The sequence below is a fragment of the Silvibacterium bohemicum genome, from assembly GCF_001006305.1.
In the GTDB taxonomy this organism is placed as follows: Bacteria; Acidobacteriota; Terriglobia; order Terriglobales; family Acidobacteriaceae; genus Silvibacterium; species Silvibacterium bohemicum.
Genome location: NZ_LBHJ01000012.1, coordinates 1 through 20,089 on the forward strand (window position 1 = coordinate 1; position 20,089 = coordinate 20,089).

Sequence of the window (20,089 nt, forward strand, 5' to 3'; positions counted from 1 at the left end):
TGCTCGTCACAACCAGCTTCTCCGGTTCAAATCGAATGGACAACCTCTAGAAACATCACAGGTGCCCCACATCTCGATTTTGAGATGTGGGATCGAAAGCTCTACCCCATTCCGAACAATCCCCCGTGCCAAACAAGATTCTCATCGCGCTATCGTAAAGAGGCCTTTCGAGGCTGGAGCAAAGTGCCGAAAATAAGACATTATTGACACTACAATTTGATGGGCACAACAAGGGCCGCTGGAGACGCTGTGCGAGGATGGCGAAAACCTATCGGAACACTGCTGATCTTGACGCCGCTACCCATCCTGGTTGCCGTCGGTCTCCTCGCCGTGCTGGTAGGTTCGATGGGAATGGATTTTCACTTGACCTCAAAGACAGCTTTCTACATCGCAATGACGTGTAGCATCCTGCTTCTCTGTGGTTGCGTCATAGCTGGCATCTGGTTACGAAAAAGTCCAAAAGCTTGAAGATGAATTTACACAAAGCCTTTTGTGAGCATCGGGAGGCAGGATTTTCAAAACCGCCATAGTCGCCTCGAAACGATGGAAAACCACAGTCCGATCTGAACCACAACAGGCGCACCTCGCTGGACGCAAAGTCCGCTACACCCTATCCCCTGAACCCTAAACCCTGTTTTTTTCCAGCTTTCCGTTGCGCAGCACAAACCTGTCCCCGCGCCACGTAACCGTATCGCTCGCGAAGCTCCAGACCCAGAGCCACAGCGCCGCGAAATCCCGTACCGGCAGCAGCCAGAGATCGCGCAGCACCTGTCGATCGCCCAGCATGCCCACTCCCACCGCCAGCGCCACGCTCACCCGCGCCAGCAGGGCGATGCTGAGCAGCGCAACGCTGTCCAGGCTCAAGCCCGATGCCAGAACGTTGAAGATGGCCCACGGCAATCCAAAGGTAAAGATTAGCCCCAGGTATCCAAGCTTGCGCGAGTCGCGAACACCGCGCGCCCAGCGCAGCTGATGCGCGAAGAAGCCTTCGAGATCGTAGGCAGGAACCGCGGTCTCGACCACCTCGCGGCTGAGGGAGACGGCGAATCCGGCCTCAGCCACCCGAAGGCCAAGCTCGTAGTCGTCCGCCAGCGCATCGGCCAGCGGAGCGAAGCCTCCGATAGCGTCCAATGCCTCGCGCGAAACCGCCAGCGTCGAGCCCAGCCCGAAGCGAATCTCGCCGTCGAGCTTTAGAGAGAGCAGCACGCCCGCAAAGAAATCGGTGGAAATGCCCAGCGCCTCCAGCTTCGATCCCAGCGTGCCATGCGCGCGGCCGCGATACGGCGCCGTCACCAGTCCCACCGCTTTGCCCTTCTGCGGCGCGGAAAAATCGCGCATAATCCGCTTCAGATAACGTGGAGAGACGCGGATATCGCTGTCATTCACCACCAGATAGTCATAGCGAGCCTGCACCGCAATCTGCGCAACGTTGCTGATCTTTCCGTTGAGCCCCAGCTGCTCTGGGCAAAGCACCAACCGGATGTTGTGCTCCGGAAACTCCACCCGCAGCCGCTCGATGGCCGGGACTGCCGGGTCATCCATGCTCGACGCGCCGAAGAGGATCTCGTAGTCCCCGGCATACTCCTGCCTGCAATGACTGGCGAAGGCCTCATACATCTCGGGATCGAGTCCCTTCACCGGCTTCAGGATGCTGACACCCGGCGCGAAGCCGGTCGCAGACTCCCGGCGGCGCAGAAAAGCCCGCACACTCCACAGAGCGGCGATGAAGTAAAACATTCCGGCAAAGGTAAGGATGGTAGTGACGGAAGCAACGATCGTAGAAAGCATTAAAAACAGGGTATCGCCATAGGGGGTAGGGTGCAGGGCTCAGGGCAGAGAAAACACGGCGTGTAGCACAGACGAACTTCGCCTGTGCTGCGCCCTAACCCCTACACCCTATCCCCTGCTTTATTCGTACCTAAGCGCCTCAATCGGATCGAGCGTCGCCGCCTTCCACGCCGGATAGATTCCGAAGAGCAGTCCGATGGCTAGCGACACGCTGAAGCCGATGATCGCCCATGTTGCCGACATGGTCGCCGGCAGCGCCGAGATGATCAGCCGTATCAGCAGCGTGATGATCGCGCCTGCCAGAATGCCGATGACCCCTCCGATCGCGCATAGAGTAATGGCCTCGGTCGTGAACTGCGTGAGGATATTCCGCTTGGTCGCGCCGATGGCCTTGCGCACGCCGATCTCGCGCGTCCGCTCCGTCACCGACACCAGCATGATGTTCATCACGCCTACACCGCCCACCATCAGCCCCACGCTCGACACCGCGACCATGAAGATGGCCAGCCCGCCGGTCAATTGCTTCCACAGGCGCGCGATCGAATCCGGCGCGAAGATTTCGAAATCGTCCGGCTTCCAGGTCGGGACCTTGCGGCGGCGGCGCAGCATCTCGCGAATCTCATCCTCTACCAGCGCACGATTCTTCGGGTCGTCGTACTTCGCGCTGATCCAGATGTCTTTGTCTTCGGGATGCAGCTTCTTGAGCGTGCGATAAGGGAAGGTCGCCTTGTTGTCTTCGGGATTGTCGCCGCCGCCGAAGACCTGCTTCAGCTTGTCGACGACTCCGATCACCGTGAACAGATCGCCCTCGATCTCCACCTCTTTGCCGACAGACGGTTCGTTGCCGAAGAGCTTCTGCGCCGTGTCATGCCCGAGGATCACCACGTTTGCCGCGGTGTCGTTTTCGCCTTCCGTGAACATGCGGCCCTGCAGCAGCTTGAAGTCGGTCACCTCCGGCAGCGAAGTCGTATCGCCCTCGAGCATCGTGCCCTGGGCCTTCTTGGTGCCGTATTTCACGCCGATCAGGCCCACCTGAAAGATCGGATTGACATGCCGCACCCCGGCGTTGGTCGCCACCACATGCGGAAGATCGCGCATGGCGATGGCATCGTCATACGTCATCCTCTTGCGCGCCAGCATGGCCGCGGTGGGGCGCACGCCGATCACCGGCATGTGAAAGATCCACAGAACATTCGAACCAAGAGAGCTGACCCAGTTCTCGACATTCGCGTCCAGCCCGCTGATGATCGAGGAAATGGTGATCACCGTCATCACGCCGATCACGATGCCCAGGATGGTCAACCCCGAGCGCAGCTTATTCGCGCGCACCGTCTCCAAAGCCATCTTTACGGATTCGCCAGTGCTTCCAAATCTCATGATTAGCTCCTAACCAAAAACAGGTGCCCCCCATCTCGAGTCTGAGATGGGGAATTCCGCCATCGCCATCACCACCGCGAACCTGGCGCTGGAGGCGCAATCGCCTGGACGGCCAGTCCTGCCCCACATCTCGAGTCTGAGATGTGGGTGAAACCAAACTCAGACCGCCAACCGCTTCTCAGCGATCCGCTTTTTAGCAAACCGGACTTCAGCAGGGTGCCCCATCCTTCACGGCGTCATCGTGAAGGGTGGGAGACCGCTGCACCTGTCCCTAAACCAGATCCTTCAGCGGGTGCCCCACATCTCGAGTCTGAGATGTGGCAGAAACTAAACTCAGACCGCCAACCGCGTCTCAGCGACCCGCTTTGCAGCAAACCGAACTTCAGCAACCCGCTTCTAAGCCGCCTCACAACTCCGACCGCAGCGCCACAATCGGATCCAGCATGGCCGCCCGGCGCGCCGGATATACCCCGAAGAATACGCCGATCCCCGCAGAGACGAACAGTGCCATCAGCACCGACCACAGCGCAATATCCGAGGGAAAGCCGACCAGAGCCGTGACCAGTTTGGCCACGCCCGCGCCCACCAGGACGCCGACGAATCCCCCCAGCAAAGACATGGTTCCGGATTCGATCAGAAACTGCAACAGGATGTCCTTATACTTCGCGCCCAGCGCCTTGCGCACGCCGATCTCCCGCGTCCGTTCCGTCACCGACACCAGCATGATGTTCATGATGACGATGCCGCCCACCACCAGCGAAATCGAGGCGATCCCGATCACCACAAACAAAAAGGTGGAACTGATGCTCTTCCACAATCCAACGAAGGTTTCATTCGTCGACAACTCGAAGCTGTCTTCCGTCCCCGGAGCGTCATGCCGCCGCGAACGCAACAATACCCGCGCCTCGTCGGACGCCCGTTCCAGCTGCGGCCCCACCGATCCGGCCTTCACATAAATGGTTACGCTATCGTTCGTGCCATACGTATGTTGATACGCGCTGATCGGCACGGCGACATAATTGTCCTGGCTCTGGCCCAGCGTCTTTCCCTGGCGCTCGCCCACGCCGATTACCGTGTACGGCTCGCCGTCAACCCGGATCTCCTTGCCCAGCGGATCGCCATTGGGCATCAGGTTATCGACAATGTCGTAGCCGATAATCGCCACCCGCGTCCCGTACTGGTCATCGGCCGGAACGAAGCTTCGCCCCAGCACCACATTCAGATTCGAGATGGCCGGCATGTTCCACGTCCAGCCTCGAATATTGGTGTTGTCGCTCGAGTGGTTCTGAAAAACAATCTTGCCGCTCGTGCTCAGCAGCGCGCCCACGCTCTCGCAGCTTTTGCACAGCTCGTCGATGGCCTTGTAGTCGTCCAGTTTCAGCTTCTTGCGCCTCTGGAACTTCTGCCACTGCTCGTAGCTGAAGATGACCGGAGATTCCTTGCTCAGCGTGAAGACGTCCGCACCGTACCCGTAAACCTTCGTCGCGACATACTTGTTCACGCCGTTGGTCAGCGTGATGACCGCAATCACCGAAGACACGCCGATAACCACGCCGATCAGCGTGAGCACCGAACGCAGTTTGTTCGCCCAAAGCGACTGCAGGGCGATCTTGATGGCCTCTTTGAATTCCATAGCTTTCTAACCGGGGGGAGCCGGCAGCAGCCGGGTACGACGAGTGTAGCAGCCGCCCTTCGCAGGCCAGCCAGCCCAAATTTCGATAGGCTCGACAACCCCGGAGATCCTGCTGGTTCCCTTTGAGTTCCTACGCATCTGATGAGATGTGGGTTCCACCGAACCCGAAAACGCTCTTCCGTGTGCTCGAAGTCGCCCCCAATCCGGCTCTTCCGCACCCAACGATTCCCCAAAATTGCACTCAGGAGTATCAACATGGCGAGCAATCGCGGCGTTGTTTATCTCGGCCCCGGCAAGGTCGAAGTCCAGTCCATCGACTACCCCAAGTTTCAGAATCCGCAAGGCAAAGACATCGAGCATGGCGTAATCCTCAAGATCGTCTCCACCAACATCTGCGGCTCTGACCAGCACATGGTGCGCGGCCGCACCACCGCCCCCAAAGGCATCGTCCTGGGCCACGAAATCACCGGCGAAATCATCGAAAAGGGCAAGGACGTCGAATACCTCAACATCGGCGACCTGGTCTCCGTCCCCTTCAACGTGGCCTGCGGACGCTGCCGCGCCTGTCGCGAGCGCAACACCGGCGTCTGCCTCAACGTGAACCCCCAGCAGCCCGGCGGAGCCTACGGCTACGTCGACATGGGCGGCTGGATAGGCGGGCAAGCCGAGTACGTCCTGGTCCCTTACGCCGATTTCAACCTGCTCAAGTTTCCTGACAAGGATCAGGCTCTCGCCAAGATCAAAGACCTCACCATGCTCTCCGACATCCTGCCCACCGGCTTCCACGGCGCGCGCTCGGCCGGCGTCGATGTCGGTTCTACGGTATATATCGCGGGAGCCGGCCCCGTCGGCCTCGCCGCAGCCGCTTCGGCTTATATCCTCGGCGCCGCCGTCGTCATCGTCGGCGACAACAAGAAGGAGCGCCTCGACCATGCTAAAAAGATGGGCTACGAGACCGTCGACATCAGCAAACACGACAGGCTCGGCGAGCAGATCGCCGAAATTCTAGGCGTGCCCGAGGTCGATGCCGCCGTCGACGCGGTGGGCTTCGAAGCCAGCGGCCACGGAACAAAGAACGAACCCGCCCCGGCCTCTGTCCTGAATGAGCTGATGGAAATCACAGCAGTCGCCGGAGGTCTCGGCATCCCCGGCCTCTACGTCGTCGAAGATCCCGGAGCCGAAAATGAGGACTCGAAGAAGGGCATCCTCAAAATCCGCCTCGGCAAGGGATGGTCCAAGTCCCTGCACTTCCACACCGGCCAGGCCCCGGTCCTGCAATACAACCGGATGTTGATGCAGGCCATCCTCCACGATCGCCTGCCCATCGCCAAAATCGTAAACGCGACAGTAATCAAACTGGACGAAGCGTCCGAAGGCTACAAACAATTCGACTCCGGAGTAGCCAAGAAATTCATCCTCGACCCACACGGCCTCGTCGCCAAAACAGCATAACCAGACAAAACGGAATGCGCCTGACTCGAAATCAGGCGCATTCAATCGATACCGGGTGCCCCACATCTCGCGTTTGAGATGTGGGATTGCCGAGCCCCATCGACTCACCGCTCGCGCCTGTCATCCACGTCTGAGCGACGGCGAAGCCGCCACCCGGCGCTTAAGCCATCGTCTTCTAAGCCAGTCTGCAACGATAAAATCACACCTACAGGAGCACGAATCTCAGCGACGCTGCCAACGGCGCGGATTGCGCTTCCCGTGAAAGCACGCAATCACCAGAATTCGGTCCGTCTCAACTTGGTAGAACAAGCCATAAGGAAAGCGCCTCACTCCTGCTCTTCTTCGCTCCCGATGGACAATGGGAAATCGCAAAGGAAACGCGGCGATGAGATGAAGAGTATCTTCAACTGCTTTTACAAACCGCTCCGAGAGCTGCACGCTGACGTCTGCATACCATTGCTCGGCTTCGTAAAATTCCGCGATTGCCTCATCCGACCAAAGAACGGGGAGGCTCACCGTTTAGGCAGCCCGGCCTTCACCTGCTCCCATGGTGTTCCGGCGGGAGGATCGCTCTCGTAGGCAGCAATGCGCCGGTCGAGTTCTTCCGCTTGCTCTGGGCTGAGCGCGGGCGCATGAGCCTCAAGGTCCGCCCAGATCGCATCCAGCAGCTCAAACTTCTCGGCATCGGAAAGGCTGCTGATATTGCTTGGAAGTGCTGCCGCCATGAGATTGAGAGTAGGAAGCCTGACCGTCCCTGTCAATGCTGTTACCCGGAATTCATCTACCCAGGTAACCGCATCTCTGGCCAGTCCCCGCCACCCGTTTCTAAGCCACCCGCCCTTTAGCCACCCGTCTCTTACCAACCCGCCGGGTGCCCCATCCTACGCGCGCATCTCGCGTAGGGTGGGATACCACAGAACTCTGCGCCGAAGGTGCGAATCGCAGGATGCTTAATCCCGCTGAAGGAGCGTGTGCCTGGAGCCCAGCCCTGCGGCCCGCCCTTTAACGACCCGGACCATAGCGACCCGCCCTCTAGCCACCCGCCCCTTAGCAACCCGCTCCTCAGCCATGATTCAATAGATCCATGCCCCTGAATTGCGGAATCGTAGGCTTGCCGAACGTCGGCAAAAGCACCATCTTCAACGCGCTCACCTCGGCCAAGGCCCAGGCCGCCAATTATCCCTTCTGCACCATCGATCCCAACACCGGAGTCGTCAGCGTTCCCGACGAGCGCCTGCAGAAGATCGCCGCGCTGATCCAGCCCAAGAGCCTCGTCCCCACCACAATGGAGTTCATCGACATCGCCGGCCTGGTCGAAGGCGCGTCGAAGGGCGAAGGCCTCGGCAACCAGTTTCTGGGACACATCCGCGCCACCGACGCCATCGCTCACGTCGTCCGCTGCTTCGACGATCCCGAGGTCATCCACGTTGCCGGCGGCGTCAACCCGCTGCACGACATGGACATCATTAACACCGAGTTGCTGCTCGCCGACCTCGAATCCGTCGAGAAGCGGCGCACCCGCACCGAGCGCGCCGCCAAATCGGCTGACGGCAAGGCCAAGGCCGAGCTTGCCGTTCTGGACAAGCTGCTCGAAGTGCTGAACGCCGGCAAGCCTGCCCGCACCGCGGACCTGAGCGCCGACGAAAAGCTGATCGCCCGCGAGCTCTTCCTCATCACCGCCAAGCCGCAGCTCTACGTCGCCAACGTGGACGAGGCCGGGCTCACCTCCGGCAACGCTTACACCGCGGCCGTCGAAAAGCGCGCCGAAGAAGAGGGCGCGCAAGTGGTCCGCATCTGCGGAGCCCTCGAAAGCGAGATCGCGCTCCTCGAACCCGAAGAGCGCACCGAGTTCCTCGCCGACATGGGTCTCAGCGAGCCCGGCCTCAATCGGCTCATCCACTCCGCCTACCGCCTGCTCGACCTCATCACCTACTTCACCGCCGGCGTGCAGGAGGTGCGCGCCTGGACCATCCGCCGCGGCACCAAGGCTCCCGGAGCAGCAGGAGTGATCCACTCCGACTTCGAACGCGGCTTCATCAAGGCCGACTGCTACTCAAGTGACGATCTCTTCGCACTCGGCAGCGAACAGGCCGTCAAAGAAAAAGGCCTCCTGCGCTCAGAAGGCAAAGAATACGTAGTGAAGGACGGCGACATCCTCTTCTTCAAGTTCAACGTGTAAGGCCTCCTCAAGTTCAACAGGTAAGACTTCTTCAAGTTGCGAAACTTTCTTGCCACTCTCCGGCTCGTATCAGGGCACGGCTTTCAGCCGTGCCGTAAACAGTTGCAATCCGAACGGCTTTAGACCCCTGAGGACCCGCACCTAAGTCCATCTCATCAGTTCCCGGCCATCTGTAGTACCGAAGTCATCGGAGGCCAAAGAAGAAATTCAATGGCCCACCGGCTCACGCGTACAATCGTGGCAGGCGGCAAACGACACCATGCAAACAGCTCTGACGATCGGCATTCCAACGCTCGTAATCCTGATGGGCATATTGCTCAACCGCCAGGACTATGCCCGGCTAGACGCGAAGATTGACGGCAAGATTGACGGCCTAAGGACTGATCTCACCGGCCAGATCAATGGGCTCCGAGACGATATCAAAGAGTTTTACCGGACCCTCGGCCAGCATGACGCGCGATTGGACGCGCTTGAGCGCACGCGCAAGAGCTAGCCGAATCGACGCAACCTTGAAGCGTAAGGGCTCCTGCTACGCCAAATATCCAGATTTCAGGGGATTCGAAAATACGGGCGTGATTTGAGCATACGGGCTGAGGAACCACGTCTCAGTCCATCCACCAGCTCACGCGTACAATCGTCGCAGGCGGGAAGCGACACCATGCAGACAGCTCTGACGATTGGGATCCCAACGGTCGTAATCCTGATGGGCATATTGCTCAACCGCCAGGACTATGCCCGCCTCGACGCCAAGATTGATCGTCTTGATTTGAAGCTGGATGGCAAGATCGACGCCCTGAGAGGCGATCTTTCTGGGCAGATCAACGCCCTGCGAGATGACATTAAAGAGTTTTACCGGACGCTCGGACAGCATGATGTACGACTGGAATGCAGTTGAGCGCACTCGGAAAAACTAGTTTTGTCGGTCAAGTAGATGCCAATCGAAGCACAGCACTGAAGGGCGCGAGCTCAGCTCATACATAACCCACCCGATCGGATGGGCCTGAGCCCTAAAACCACATCACCACGAGATCGTAACCGTCTTAGTCACATATCCCACCCCTGCAGGAAACTCCACCACCAGCTCCCGCAGACCATCGTTCACCGCCCCCAGCGCCGCATCCGATGTCTGCATCTTCAACCCCGGTGCATTCTCCTTCAGTAGTAGCTTTTGTTCGCTCGATCCCTGAGCCGCGAGCGTCAGCACCAACCGATGTGGCGCCGTCTTCTCATCCAGCACCTTCATCTGCTTGGTCTCATCCCCAAACGGAGGCAGTTGCTGTGCGATGGCAACCTCCACCGCCGGAAGCGGAATGCGCAGCAATCCTCCCTCAGCGCGAGCGCCTTCGGCATGCGAAGCAAGATGCAGCCCAGCCGCACCAGCCCCGCTGGCCTCAACCACCAGCTCCTGTCCGCGTCGCGTGAAGACCAGATCCACCGTCTTGTCGCCGACAGGCAGACGGCGCAGCGCGGCGTGATTCCAATTCGCCGGCAGATGTGGCGTGATATTCAAGCTGTGCTCCGCCGCATCCCACTCCAGGCCGAACATCCCGCGCAGCACGGGCGAAATCACCATCGCCGAAGACCATAGCTGATGTGCTGTGCTGCGCCCCAGCGCCTGATAGAACTGGCCGGAGAGCAGCTCGGTCGTCGCGCCAAGATCCTGCGCCCACGTCAGGTTTGCGTTTTGCATGAGGTGCGCATAGCCCGAGAGCGAACGCCCCGCGCGATACTCGGCAACCGAAACCCATCCGGTAAACAGCGGCCACACCGTGCCTTGGTGATAGCTGATTGGATCGTAAAAGTTGGTGCGATCACTGAGAATACGCGTGCCCCAATCCGTCGAAAACTCCGCGGATGCCCAACGGTTCAGCATCTCATCCGGATGATTCAGGCTGCTGTCGCCATCCCACCACGCGACCGAAGGAAAGATCGTCGCCGTGTCATCCGTCGTGCCGTCGGCATTGCGGCTGAAAGCGTAAAAGTTGGATGACGGAAGGAAATATTCTTTCTCGATTGTCGCTCGAATCGTCGCCGCACGTTCCTTCGCCTGTGCGGCTAAATGCCCGTGACCCGCCGACTGCGCAAGGTGCGCGAACGCCTGGCTAGCCTCTTCGTCCAGAACGGCAAGATAGATCTCCTGCTGCGGCATGGAGGGAATCCACGACTCGACCCACCCGGTGCCCTGGCCGTTGTTGTAAATGCCATCGGCTGAATCATGCGAGGTCTCGAAGTTCCACGCCTTCGCCAGCGCATCCCAATGCGAAGCGATGAAAGCCGCGTCTCCACTGATCTTGAGATAGTCGTTCATCGCCATCGGCAACAGCTCCGTCGCATCGGCCGCCGCATATTCATAAGGCAAAGATTTCCAGTCGACAAGGTCAGCCGTCTGCGACCATTCGTGCATGATCTTGCCATCGGCGCGCTGGCGATGGAGCAGAAATTCAATCTCCTCGCGTGTCGTAGCGTAGTCGCCATAGCTATTGACTGCGTAAAGCGACCACAGCGCATCGCGTCCGAAGAACCATCCGAAGCCAGGCCGCGCCGCATCGCCCGATCCAACGAAGCCTGCGGTGAGCGCCTCTTCTTTGTGATCGATTGTCTGCACGCGAAGCTGATCGATCGCCACCTCCGCCCACGAGAAAGCCGCGTTGAGATCGGCATCCGGCGAATCCAGATTGGTGTGCTGCTGGACGAAATTCCGGTAGTAATCACGATTTGCCGTGTACGTTGCCTGGCTCGAAGAGTCGAGCGCTTCCAGGCTCCGCGCCAGCCCCTCTTTCGTCGAGCTCTGCTGGCTATCTGCAACGGTCATCAGCAGGGGAAAGAGCCTGTCCTGATCCTTCTTCGGATCGAAGTGCAGCACAAATTGCAGCGGCCACGTCCGCGCGCGCTCCTGGTAAGGCGCAAGGATGCCCGCCTCGGCCGAAGGCATCGCCAGCGCCGCCGCATCACCCGGCAGATCCTCATGAAGGATGTAAAAACCCGAGCCGCCCTGTGTCGCAACCCACTCCGGCGATGGATTTCCACCGGAAGCGGCAGGCCACATCTTCTGCATCACCGGATCGAAGCTGAAAGTAAGAGTCACAGGACGAATCGCTTCGATCTGATAGAAGACCTGCACGCCCGCGCCATCCGGCGACTGCTTCGGCGCCAGCATAATCTGCCGAACCGTGAAGTTGGCATGCGAATAGGTGATGGTGGTGTGATCGGGCTGCACATCGATCTCTGCCGCATGATCGTTCACGTCGATCGGCACCGGATAGCCTTCCATCGCGGCCGTAATGCGCATGCCGCTGAAGATCTTCCAGGGAAAGATCCATGCCTCGTACCGGCCGTTCTGCTCGCCCAGCAAGGCTCCGCGAGGCCCGATCACGGAAAACGGCTTGCTCGGAACCGCCTCCCGCGAAAGAGCCATCTCACCCGTCGAAGAGGAATGCGGGAACTCGGGCAGCGTGTTGAGCGCAGGCGAACTTTGCCCATCGAGCGGAAGCGCTCCGCAAAGCGCACTACAAAACATCAGCAAAAGAACAGACGTCTTCATTTCACTACCCACAATGACTGGGGAAACACGCCCCGTCGATCATCCTACCGGCCATGCAAGAGCGCAAGACCGCGTTGTATAGATACACAGATAGGATGATCGATCGTCGAGTAAGGATCGTAGAGTTGGGATCGTCTGCTTTTTATCGCTGCGCTGCTGCCACCTTGCTCTGCGCGGGATCGATTTCGATGTAATCCACTGGCGCAGGCTCATCCCGGTCCGGCTGGCCCACCAGCTTCAACGTGTCTCCCGGATGCAGCATCACATCGCGGATCGTATAGCGTGTTGAAGTATCCCCGCCGAGCGCATTGAAGATCAGCGTGTTGTCCGCCTTCCACTCGCCAATCAGCTTCGAGCCGAGATAGAGCTTATAGGTTGACACGCCGTCGTGCAGGTCGAAGTACTGCACGGCAATATCGTAAAGACCGGCGGGCCTTTGCAGCTCCGCTGTCGCGCTGCAGGTCGCGCCCTCTTTGCAGACCACGGCTTTGCCGCCCGAGGCCGTCTCCCAGGGCGTCACATCGACCGGAGTATAGCCATCGAGCGTCATCGCTTCGGCCTCGATGCGGTTCGGGAAGTGATCGACGCGGCCCTGTGCATCATCAACGCCCGACATCTTGTGGAACCAGCTGTTCACCGCATCGCGCCACACAATGGCATGCCCCGCCTGGTACTCCTGCAACGCCAGCACCTGGGCATAGCGCTCCTGATCGACCAGCCCGTCCAGGCTCTTCCACTGCTCCACCAGCTTCGCCGCGCCGGCCGCGCCCTTGTAGTGCGAGTCGTAGACCCATTGCACCACGGTCTCGCCGTTATAAGGACTCGCATCGTGCAGCTTATACGTGTAGGCCACATGATGCATGAACAACAGCAGCTCGTCCGGGCACGTCTTCAGGGATTCATAAACCGCAGCCAGCTCCGGCGGATACTGCCCGATGTACCCCGTCCCGGTAGCAACCGTGCGGTCCATGCCGATGCCGTCATGGTCCGCCCTCAGCCACTGCCCCCATCCATTGCGCTCCGCCGACTCGATGCCCGGCCCATAATGCGGCCCCAGAATATTCGTCAGCGTGCCCAGCCCCAACGGCCCGGTGTAGTCCTCGTAAAGCGGCCACGACGAAAGCAGCATCGCGCTGACCGTGTCCACGACCTTCGCATTGTTGCCGAAGGTCAGCCGCGTCCAATCCCTCGCAATCGTCTCCGAGGAAGTATCCGGATTCCACGCCAGCCGCCCAAATCCATAGAGGTTCGCCATGGCCAGCGGATGATGCAGCCAGTTCGTATCCAGGCCCACGTTGGCCACAGCCACAAACCCGCCCAGCGGCCGATGAAACGACTTGCCCTCGACGATCTCCTTCACAGGCGTCGATCGGTTCTCCGCACGCATGTCGAGATCCAGCACCTGCTTCCACATCGGAATCAGAAACACCAGGTGCCGCTGCTGCCCCGTGTACTCCTGCGTCGCCTGCACCTCAATCGATACGTTGGTCTTCGGCAGCCCCGCGAACAAAGGAGACGCCGGCTCGCGCACCTGAAAATCGATCGGCCCATTCTTGATCTGCACGATCACGTTGTCGTCGAACTTGCCGTCCAGCGAATGAAAGATGTTATACGCCGCCCGCGCCCGATCCGCCTTCGGGTCTTTCCAGTCCGCGTGATGGTTGTAGACAAACGCGCGATACAGCAGCACGCCGCCATGCGGCTTCAGCGCCCGCGCCAGCACGTTGGCCGCGTCCATCGGCGTGCGCCCATACTGCGCCGGGCCCGCGCGCCCCTCTGAATCGGCCTTCACAGTAAAACCGGCAAAGTCGGGGATCGCCGCGTAGACATCATCGACCGCCTTCTGCCACCACGCGATCACTTTGGGATCGAGCGGATCGAAGGTATCGAGTCCGCCCACCACCTTCGGGCTGCTCACATCCACCGACAGCGCCAGCCGCACGCCCCACGGACGGAACTGATCCGCAATGCGTGCCACCTGCTTGATCATCTCCGGCGACAGCATCTTCAAATCGGCGTTCACGTTGTTCACGTCAGCGCCGTTGATGCCCACCGAAGCCAGCAGCCTCGCGTATTCGCCTGCTCGCGCTAAATCCGGCCGCACCGTTCCATTGTCGAAGAAGATCGACCGGCCCGAGTACCCGCGCTCGATCGTGCCATTCGAGTTGTCCCACTGGTCGACCCAACGGATCGGAGCAGCGGGAGATTCAACGTCGTTCAGTCGCGCCAGATCCTGACCCTCGGCGATTTTCTCCAGCAGCCGAAAGGTTCCATAGAGCACACCGTTTGGATCGGCGCCCGCAACCAATATGTAACTGTGACCATGGCTTTTGATCGTCCGGAGAATATAGCCTTCCGCCTGCGGAGCCGCTCCCGGCTTCCACGACGGAAATCGCTGTTGAACTTCGGCCACCGTGCCCAGCACCAGCGCACCGTTCGCATCCGCCACCTCTGCGGCCTGCAGCGTTCGCCCCAGCATCGACGAGATGCCTTTCTGCGCTTCGCTCCGGGCACTCAAAACGACAGGAGACGTATCGAGCGTCTCCACCTCGGCAGGCAGGTCTTTCGATAAAGCTGCAATTGCGGATTGCTCGAGCCGCGCGTAGCGCAGCCATCCCGCCGAGCCATCCTCGGCAAGTAACGACGTAGACGCGAGTACCAGCGCGCCAAAGGCCACACCACGCAGAGAGAACATCAACATTGGCCTCGTAATTCAATTAACGCGGAAGTTCCTGGTTACCCGTAATGGTGAAGTTCAACGACTAGCCAGCTCCCGCTTCAGGCTGTTGTCCACCAACGAAGATTGCGGCCTGCACGCCGGGTGCCCCATCCTACGCGCGCATTTCGCGTAGGATGGGGCACCACGGTACTCACCTGCCTATTTCGGCAACTCCTGCGATCCACGAAGGGTGAACTCGACGGACTGCCCAGCTCCCGTTGCAGGCTGTTGCCCACCGACAAAGATGGAATACGCTCCGGCCGTCACGCTGCGCCTGCCCTGCGCATCTACTTCGCTCAGCTGGCGGGGAGAAAGCTTGAACTCCACACGCTTGCTCTCACCGGCGGCCAGATGAATGCGCTGAAACCCCTTCAATTCCTGGATCGGCGATACGTCTGTCTTCGGAGGCACAAGATAAAGCTCGGCCACTTCGTCGCCGTCGCGCGAGCCGGTGTTGCGAACATCGGCTTCGACCGTCAGCGTATCGCCCGCCGATACCTCTTTGCTCGACAGCTTCACGTCGGAATACGCGAAGCGGCTATAGCTCAAGCCGTAGCCGAAGCCATAGAGCGGCGTTCCGTGAAAGTACCGGTAGGTCCGGTTCTTCATCGAGTAGTCTTCGAAGCTGGGCAGCTGATCGTTCGACGCATAGAACGTCACCGGCAGCCTTCCGCCAGGATTGTTCTTGCCATCGATGGTCTCAGCAATCGCCGTGCCGCCAACCTCGCCCGGGTACCACGCCTCGATTACTGCCTTGGCATTCTGCTGCGCCCAGTTCACCGCCAGCGCGCTGCCGTTCATCAGCACCACCACCATCGGCTTGCCGGTTGCCTGCAGCGCCTCGAGCAACTGCTGCTGCACCGCAGGGAGATTGATGTCCGTGCGGTCGCCGCCGGCGAAGCCTTCTACATGCACCGGCATCTCCTCGCCTTCAAGTTCCGGAGAAAGCCCCACAAAGACAACGACCACATCCGAGCGGCTCGCGATCTTCACCGCTTCGTCGCGCAGCGGCTGCGCGGGAGGCGTCCAGTTCAGAGTGATGCCCGCGCCAAACAGCGGCGCACGATGCTTGTATTCCAGGCGGAAGGCGTGAGCCTTCGTGTCATCCAGATGCACATGAAACGGCGGAGTCGTGCTTTCGCGGGAATCCTTCTCGGCCGTGCCGAACTCAGCCACCTGCTTGTTGTCGAGGTAAACCGTGTAGCCCTCGTAGTCCCCGCAGGGGTAGCAATGAGCCAGCGTGATCGACAGGGCATAATCGCCCGGCTGCGGCACCTCAAGCGTTCCCGACCAGCGCACGCTGAAGCTCTTGGCCGGAATGCCGGGCGCAGGGCTCGCGGAATTCCAATCGAAGTCCACCTGCGGATCGACACGCGTGAGCACTGGGCTTCCGCTGAAATCCGCAGAAGCAAAATACTCTCCGCGCAGGCCTTCTTCTGTCGACCCGGCCGAAGGATGCAGCGTAGTGCGCGGCAGCGGAACCGGCAGGCCCTCCACATACGCCGAGCCCTGCGCGTAAAGAACCTTCGCGTTCTTGAACTCCGCGCGCAAACCATCGACCGGCAGCACCGGATGCGAAGGCACCGCGTTGTAATTGCCCTCGAGCGCAGCCAGCGCCGCAGCATTCGGCCCGATCACCGCGATGGTCTTGGCCTTCGGATCGATGGGCAGGAAGTTGTTCTCGTTCTTGAGCAGCACCATCGCCTCGCGGGCCGTCTTCAGCGCCAGCTCGCGATGCAGCGCCGAATCGTCCTCGCTCATCGGAATACTCGCGTAAGGCACCTGCGCATCGGGATCGAACAGGCCCAGGCGGAAGCGCGCCGTGAACAGCCGCTTCACCGCAACGTCGATCGCCGCCTCCGAAATCAATCCCTCGCTCACCGCCATGGTCAGCGCGTTATAGGTATTGCCGCAGTTGGTGTCGGTGCCGGCCAGCACGGCGGTCGCCGCAGCATGCTCCGCATCCGGAGAAGTCATGTGCGTCTTCGGCATGAAGAAATCATCCACCGCGCCGCAGTCCGAAGTCACATAGCCGTTGAAGCCCCAGGCCTTGCGCAGGTGCTCTTCGAGAAGATTCTTGTTCGCGCAGGCCGGCAGCCCGTCGATGGCGTTGTACGCGCACATCACCGAATCCGCATGACCCTCGGTCACCGTCGCGCGGAAGGCCGGCAGATAAGTGTCTTCAAGATCGTGCGGCGAGGGATCGACATTGAAGCGATGCCGGCTCGACTCCGGTCCGCTATGCACGGCAAAGTGCTTCGGCGTGGCCACTGTCTTCAGATACTTTGCATTGTCGCCCTGCAGCCCCTCGACGAACGCCACGCCGAGACGGCTGGTGAGATAAGGATCCTCGCCGTAGGTCTCCTGGCCGCGGCCCCAGCGCGGATCGCGAAAGATATTGATGTTCGGCGACCAGATGGTCAGGCCGTAATAAATGCTGTGGACATTCTCTTTGACCGCCTGGTTGTACTTGGCCCGCGCCTCCGTCGAGATCGTCGTCGCAATCTGCCCGAGCAGATCGGTGTCCCACGTCGCCGCCATGCCCACCGCCTGCGGAAACACCGTCGCATATCCTGACCGCGCAATGCCGTGCAGCCCTTCGCTCCACCAGTCGTAATTCGGCACGCCCAGCCGCGGAATAGCCGCAGCCCCGTTCACCGTCTGCGAAACCTTTTCCTCGAGCGTCATCCGCGAGACCAGGTCATCGACCCGCTGATCGATGGGCAGATTGGGGTTTTGAAAAGGGAAGGCCTGCTGGCCTGAGGCGGCTCCCGCCGCACCGAGAAAAGTTGCAAGACAGAAAACTGCAGCGCCCAACCGTGTCCGTTCGAATTTCATCGCTATCCCTTCGCTGTGACCACACCGGTAAACTTGTGCCCGCGATTGAACTCTATTTGAAATATGCGTGGCAAGAAGCGCGCAGAAAACCGCGTTCCATAGGTGCCCAAACGATAACTAAATCGATTTGCTTGTGTCAATCGTTGCGTTAATCAAATGAAATTGCCTTCAACAATTCAATCTTTCCGAGGTGTGGATTCGAGATTCACATGAGCCCGCGTCTGGCTGTTCCGCGCATCGTTGTGAGTCGTCCAGCCGCCCTTCAGCCGGAAGTATCCATTCTCGGCCTCGGTCAGCCGAGCATCCCCGCGAACGATGGTGCCCTCGAAGGAATACCAGATGCCATGCACTTTTTTGGTTGTGAAGCTGAGGCTGGCGCCCCGCGCATCGGCCTGGTCGAAGAAAAACGTCAGCGGCGTGCCGCGGTCGCTCTGATCGTCGCCCATCTTCGTCACATATCCTGATAGCCTGCCCGCGTCCAGCGTAATCTGGATCACCGAACCCTCTTCATCGAGCAGATATTCGCCCGACGCCTCGGCCGGAAGCGTCGAGAGTTCATGCGACTTTGGCGCCTTGGCCGTCGCCGTCTCGGCGTCGCGCTTTTGCAGCTTGGGATCCGCCGTCGCCGTCTGCGCAAAGCCACGCAGCCCGCACCCCAGCACAACGGCGAGAACCATCCCACGCTTCATCGCGCCCCCAGCCCTCTTTACTGCGCGCCTTCGCTCTTCTTCCGCGCCGCTTCGAACTCATCGCCCGGTTGCCACTCCACGCCGCGTGGCAGCGAAGACGCCTCCCATCCCAGAATCAATCCGAAGCGCGCCATCTTGGCGTCGCCGCGGAAGTCCATCGAGTCCTTGTACTCATCCGACGGCTGGTGATAGTGGTGCGCGGTGAAGTCTTCCATCTGCGACACGCCCCATGCCGCATCGTGACCCTCGAAGTGCGTTCCCTGGCCCACCGAAAACGACGGCACACCCACGCGCGCAAAGCTGAAATGATCGGACCGGTAATAGTGCCCCGCCGATGGGAACTGATCGGGCTGGATGGTCAGATCGAAGGCCTTCGCCGTCTTCTCGACCACAGGATAAAAGTCCGTCCGCTCCGCGCCGCTTACCTCCGCATCAAGAGGTACGCCGATCGGGTTGAGCATGTCGAAATTCAGATCGAGCGAGATTGCAGCAGCGGGAACCGGCGGGTGCATACCCAGATACTGCGAGCCCAGCAATCCCTGCTCCTCAGCGGTCACAGCCGCGAAGAAGACGCTGTGCGGAGGTCGCGCCGAAGCATCCGCAAAGGCCCGTGCCATCTCCAGAATGATGCCGCAGCCCGTGCCGTTGTCGGCCGCTCCGTTATAGATGTTGTCGCCCTTCAGATTGGGATCGATGCCGAGATGATCGTAATGCGCCGAGTAGATCACCGCCTGCCGTTTCGACGAAGTATCCTCGCCCGGCAGCTCGGCAACCACGTTGTCCGAGTCGTAGCGCCGCACCTTGCTCGCCACATGCGCCTTCAGCCGCACCGGCAGCTCGTAAGCATGAAAGCCCGGCTTGCCGGCGGCCACGATCTCGTCATCCACATTCTTGCCCGCTGCGGCCAGCAGCTTGCGCGCGACATCCAGCTGAATCCAGCTTGCCGCTTTCAGCGTCGCCGACGGATCGCCCTGCAGATAAGACTTCTCGACCGACTGCGAGTTGCGGACCACGTCCCACGGATAGCTGGCCAGGTCAGTGCGATGGATGATGAGGACGCCCACTGCGCCCTTGCGCGCCGCCTCTTCGTATTTGTACGTCCAGCGGCCGTAGTAGGTCATGGTCTTGCCCTTGAAGAACGCATCGTCGGTCGAGGGCGGCTCGTTCACGATTACCAGCAGCACCTTGCCCTTCACATCCACGCCCGCATAGTCGTCCCACTTGTACTCGGGAGCATCGATGCCGTAGCCCACGAAGACGATCGGCGCATCTATGTCCGCAGACTCTTCGCCGGTCTGGTCTTTTGTAACAACATCGGTGGCATATTGCAGATCGAGCGGCACTCCGTTGGTAGGCAGCAGGCTGAACTTCGTCTCTTCTTCTATCGTGTGCACCGCATACAGCGGGACCTTCTGGAAATAAGTCCCGTTATCGCCCGCGGGCTTCAACCCATCGACGGCGAACTGCGCAGCAATATACTTCGCCGCAAGATCGCCGCCGCGCGTGCCCGGCCCCCGGCCTTCGAGCAGATCATCGGCAAGAAAGCGCACATGCGCGCGAATCTTCTCCGCATCGATCGAAGCAGCAGCCTGCTGCGCTGCCTCGGGGACTCCGGTGATGGCGGGCACAGAGGCCTGCTGGGCGAAAGCAGGGAGGATGGCAAAAAATGCGGATGCAAACAGTGCGGTCTTCTTCATCTGGCTCCTGACTGTAACCGGTCGACACAAGATTTTCATTGGTTCTGCTGATACCTGTCCCACACTCAACACACTTGGCATCTTGAGCGGAACGAATCGAAGCGTAGTCGAAGGACCAGCAGTTTGCCCGCGCTGCCACCCATTCTCACCTCTTCACGATCGTCTACTTAACGATC

At 60.1% G+C, this 20,089-nt stretch carries 14 protein-coding genes; 4 read left to right on the plus strand and 10 right to left on the minus strand.

What is annotated here, in order from left to right:
• Positions 1 to 624: 624 nt before the first annotated feature.
• From hpnI to XX99_RS16425, 3 genes are all read right to left on the minus strand, one after another.
• Complete coding sequence (gene hpnI / locus XX99_RS16415) at positions 625 to 1,788, minus strand: bacteriohopanetetrol glucosamine biosynthesis glycosyltransferase HpnI (RefSeq protein WP_050060510.1); 1,164 nt, start codon at positions 1,786 to 1,788, stop codon at positions 625 to 627.
• Positions 1,789 to 1,908: 120 nt separating this feature from the next.
• Positions 1,909 to 3,165 carry an ABC transporter permease gene (locus tag XX99_RS16420; protein WP_050060511.1) on the minus strand — a complete coding sequence of 419 codons (1,257 nt, stop codon included), beginning with the start codon at positions 3,163 to 3,165 and terminating at the stop codon, positions 1,909 to 1,911.
• Positions 3,166 to 3,571: 406 nt separating this feature from the next.
• Positions 3,572 to 4,798 (minus strand): ABC transporter permease, encoded by a 1,227-nt coding sequence (locus tag XX99_RS16425; protein ID WP_050060512.1) that lies wholly within the window; start codon positions 4,796 to 4,798, stop codon positions 3,572 to 3,574.
• Between the two features lie 255 nt (positions 4,799 to 5,053).
• On the opposite strand from XX99_RS16425, the gene fdhA reads away from it, so the two are divergent.
• The gene (gene fdhA, locus XX99_RS16430) at positions 5,054 to 6,250 is read left to right on the plus strand and encodes a formaldehyde dehydrogenase, glutathione-independent (RefSeq protein WP_050060513.1); all 1,197 of its coding nucleotides are present in this window, start codon (positions 5,054 to 5,056) and stop codon (positions 6,248 to 6,250) included.
• 222 nt (positions 6,251 to 6,472) lie between these two features.
• Here the strand turns inward: fdhA and XX99_RS28690 are convergent, their stop codons facing one another.
• Complete coding sequence (locus XX99_RS28690) at positions 6,473 to 6,766, minus strand: type II toxin-antitoxin system RelE/ParE family toxin (protein WP_050060514.1); 294 nt, start codon at positions 6,764 to 6,766, stop codon at positions 6,473 to 6,475.
• Positions 6,763 to 6,975, minus strand: a complete 213-nt coding sequence (locus XX99_RS16440) for an addiction module protein (protein WP_156186035.1) — start codon at positions 6,973 to 6,975, stop codon at positions 6,763 to 6,765. Before XX99_RS16440 ends, XX99_RS28690 begins: the two co-directional genes overlap by 4 nt.
• 359 nt (positions 6,976 to 7,334) lie before the next feature.
• Here XX99_RS16440 and ychF point away from each other — a divergent pair, with 359 nt between their 5' ends.
• From ychF to XX99_RS16455, 3 genes are all read left to right on the plus strand, one after another.
• Positions 7,335 to 8,429 (plus strand): redox-regulated ATPase YchF, encoded by a 1,095-nt coding sequence (gene ychF / locus XX99_RS16445; protein ID WP_050060516.1) that lies wholly within the window; start codon positions 7,335 to 7,337, stop codon positions 8,427 to 8,429.
• 259 nt (positions 8,430 to 8,688) lie between these two features.
• Complete coding sequence (locus XX99_RS16450; RefSeq protein WP_050060517.1) at positions 8,689 to 8,922, plus strand: hypothetical protein; 234 nt, start codon at positions 8,689 to 8,691, stop codon at positions 8,920 to 8,922.
• Between the two features lie 165 nt (positions 8,923 to 9,087).
• Positions 9,088 to 9,324 carry a hypothetical protein gene (locus tag XX99_RS16455; protein WP_050060518.1) on the plus strand — a complete coding sequence of 79 codons (237 nt, stop codon included), beginning with the start codon at positions 9,088 to 9,090 and terminating at the stop codon, positions 9,322 to 9,324.
• A gap of 123 nt (positions 9,325 to 9,447) precedes the next feature.
• On the opposite strand, the gene XX99_RS16460 is transcribed toward XX99_RS16455, so the two are convergent.
• The 5 genes from XX99_RS16460 to XX99_RS16480 form a co-directional block, all read right to left on the minus strand.
• On the minus strand, positions 9,448 to 11,970 hold the full coding sequence (locus XX99_RS16460) for an amylo-alpha-1,6-glucosidase (protein WP_156186036.1): 2,523 nt from the start codon (positions 11,968 to 11,970) through the stop codon (positions 9,448 to 9,450).
• Positions 11,971 to 12,112: 142 nt separating this feature from the next.
• Positions 12,113 to 14,671, minus strand: coding sequence for an alpha-glucuronidase family glycosyl hydrolase (locus XX99_RS16465; protein WP_231581442.1), 2,559 nt, complete (start codon positions 14,669 to 14,671; stop codon positions 12,113 to 12,115).
• Positions 14,672 to 14,848: 177 nt separating this feature from the next.
• Positions 14,849 to 17,527, minus strand: a complete 2,679-nt coding sequence (locus XX99_RS16470) for a glycoside hydrolase family 3 C-terminal domain-containing protein (protein ID WP_050060521.1) — start codon at positions 17,525 to 17,527, stop codon at positions 14,849 to 14,851.
• Positions 17,528 to 17,703: 176 nt separating this feature from the next.
• Entirely contained in the window at positions 17,704 to 18,216 is a 513-nt protein-coding gene (locus XX99_RS16475) for a hypothetical protein (RefSeq protein WP_156186037.1), read from the minus strand.
• Between the two features lie 17 nt (positions 18,217 to 18,233).
• Positions 18,234 to 19,913 carry a M28 family peptidase gene (locus XX99_RS16480; protein ID WP_050060523.1) on the minus strand — a complete coding sequence of 560 codons (1,680 nt, stop codon included), beginning with the start codon at positions 19,911 to 19,913 and terminating at the stop codon, positions 18,234 to 18,236.
• Positions 19,914 to 20,089 lie beyond the last annotated feature (176 nt).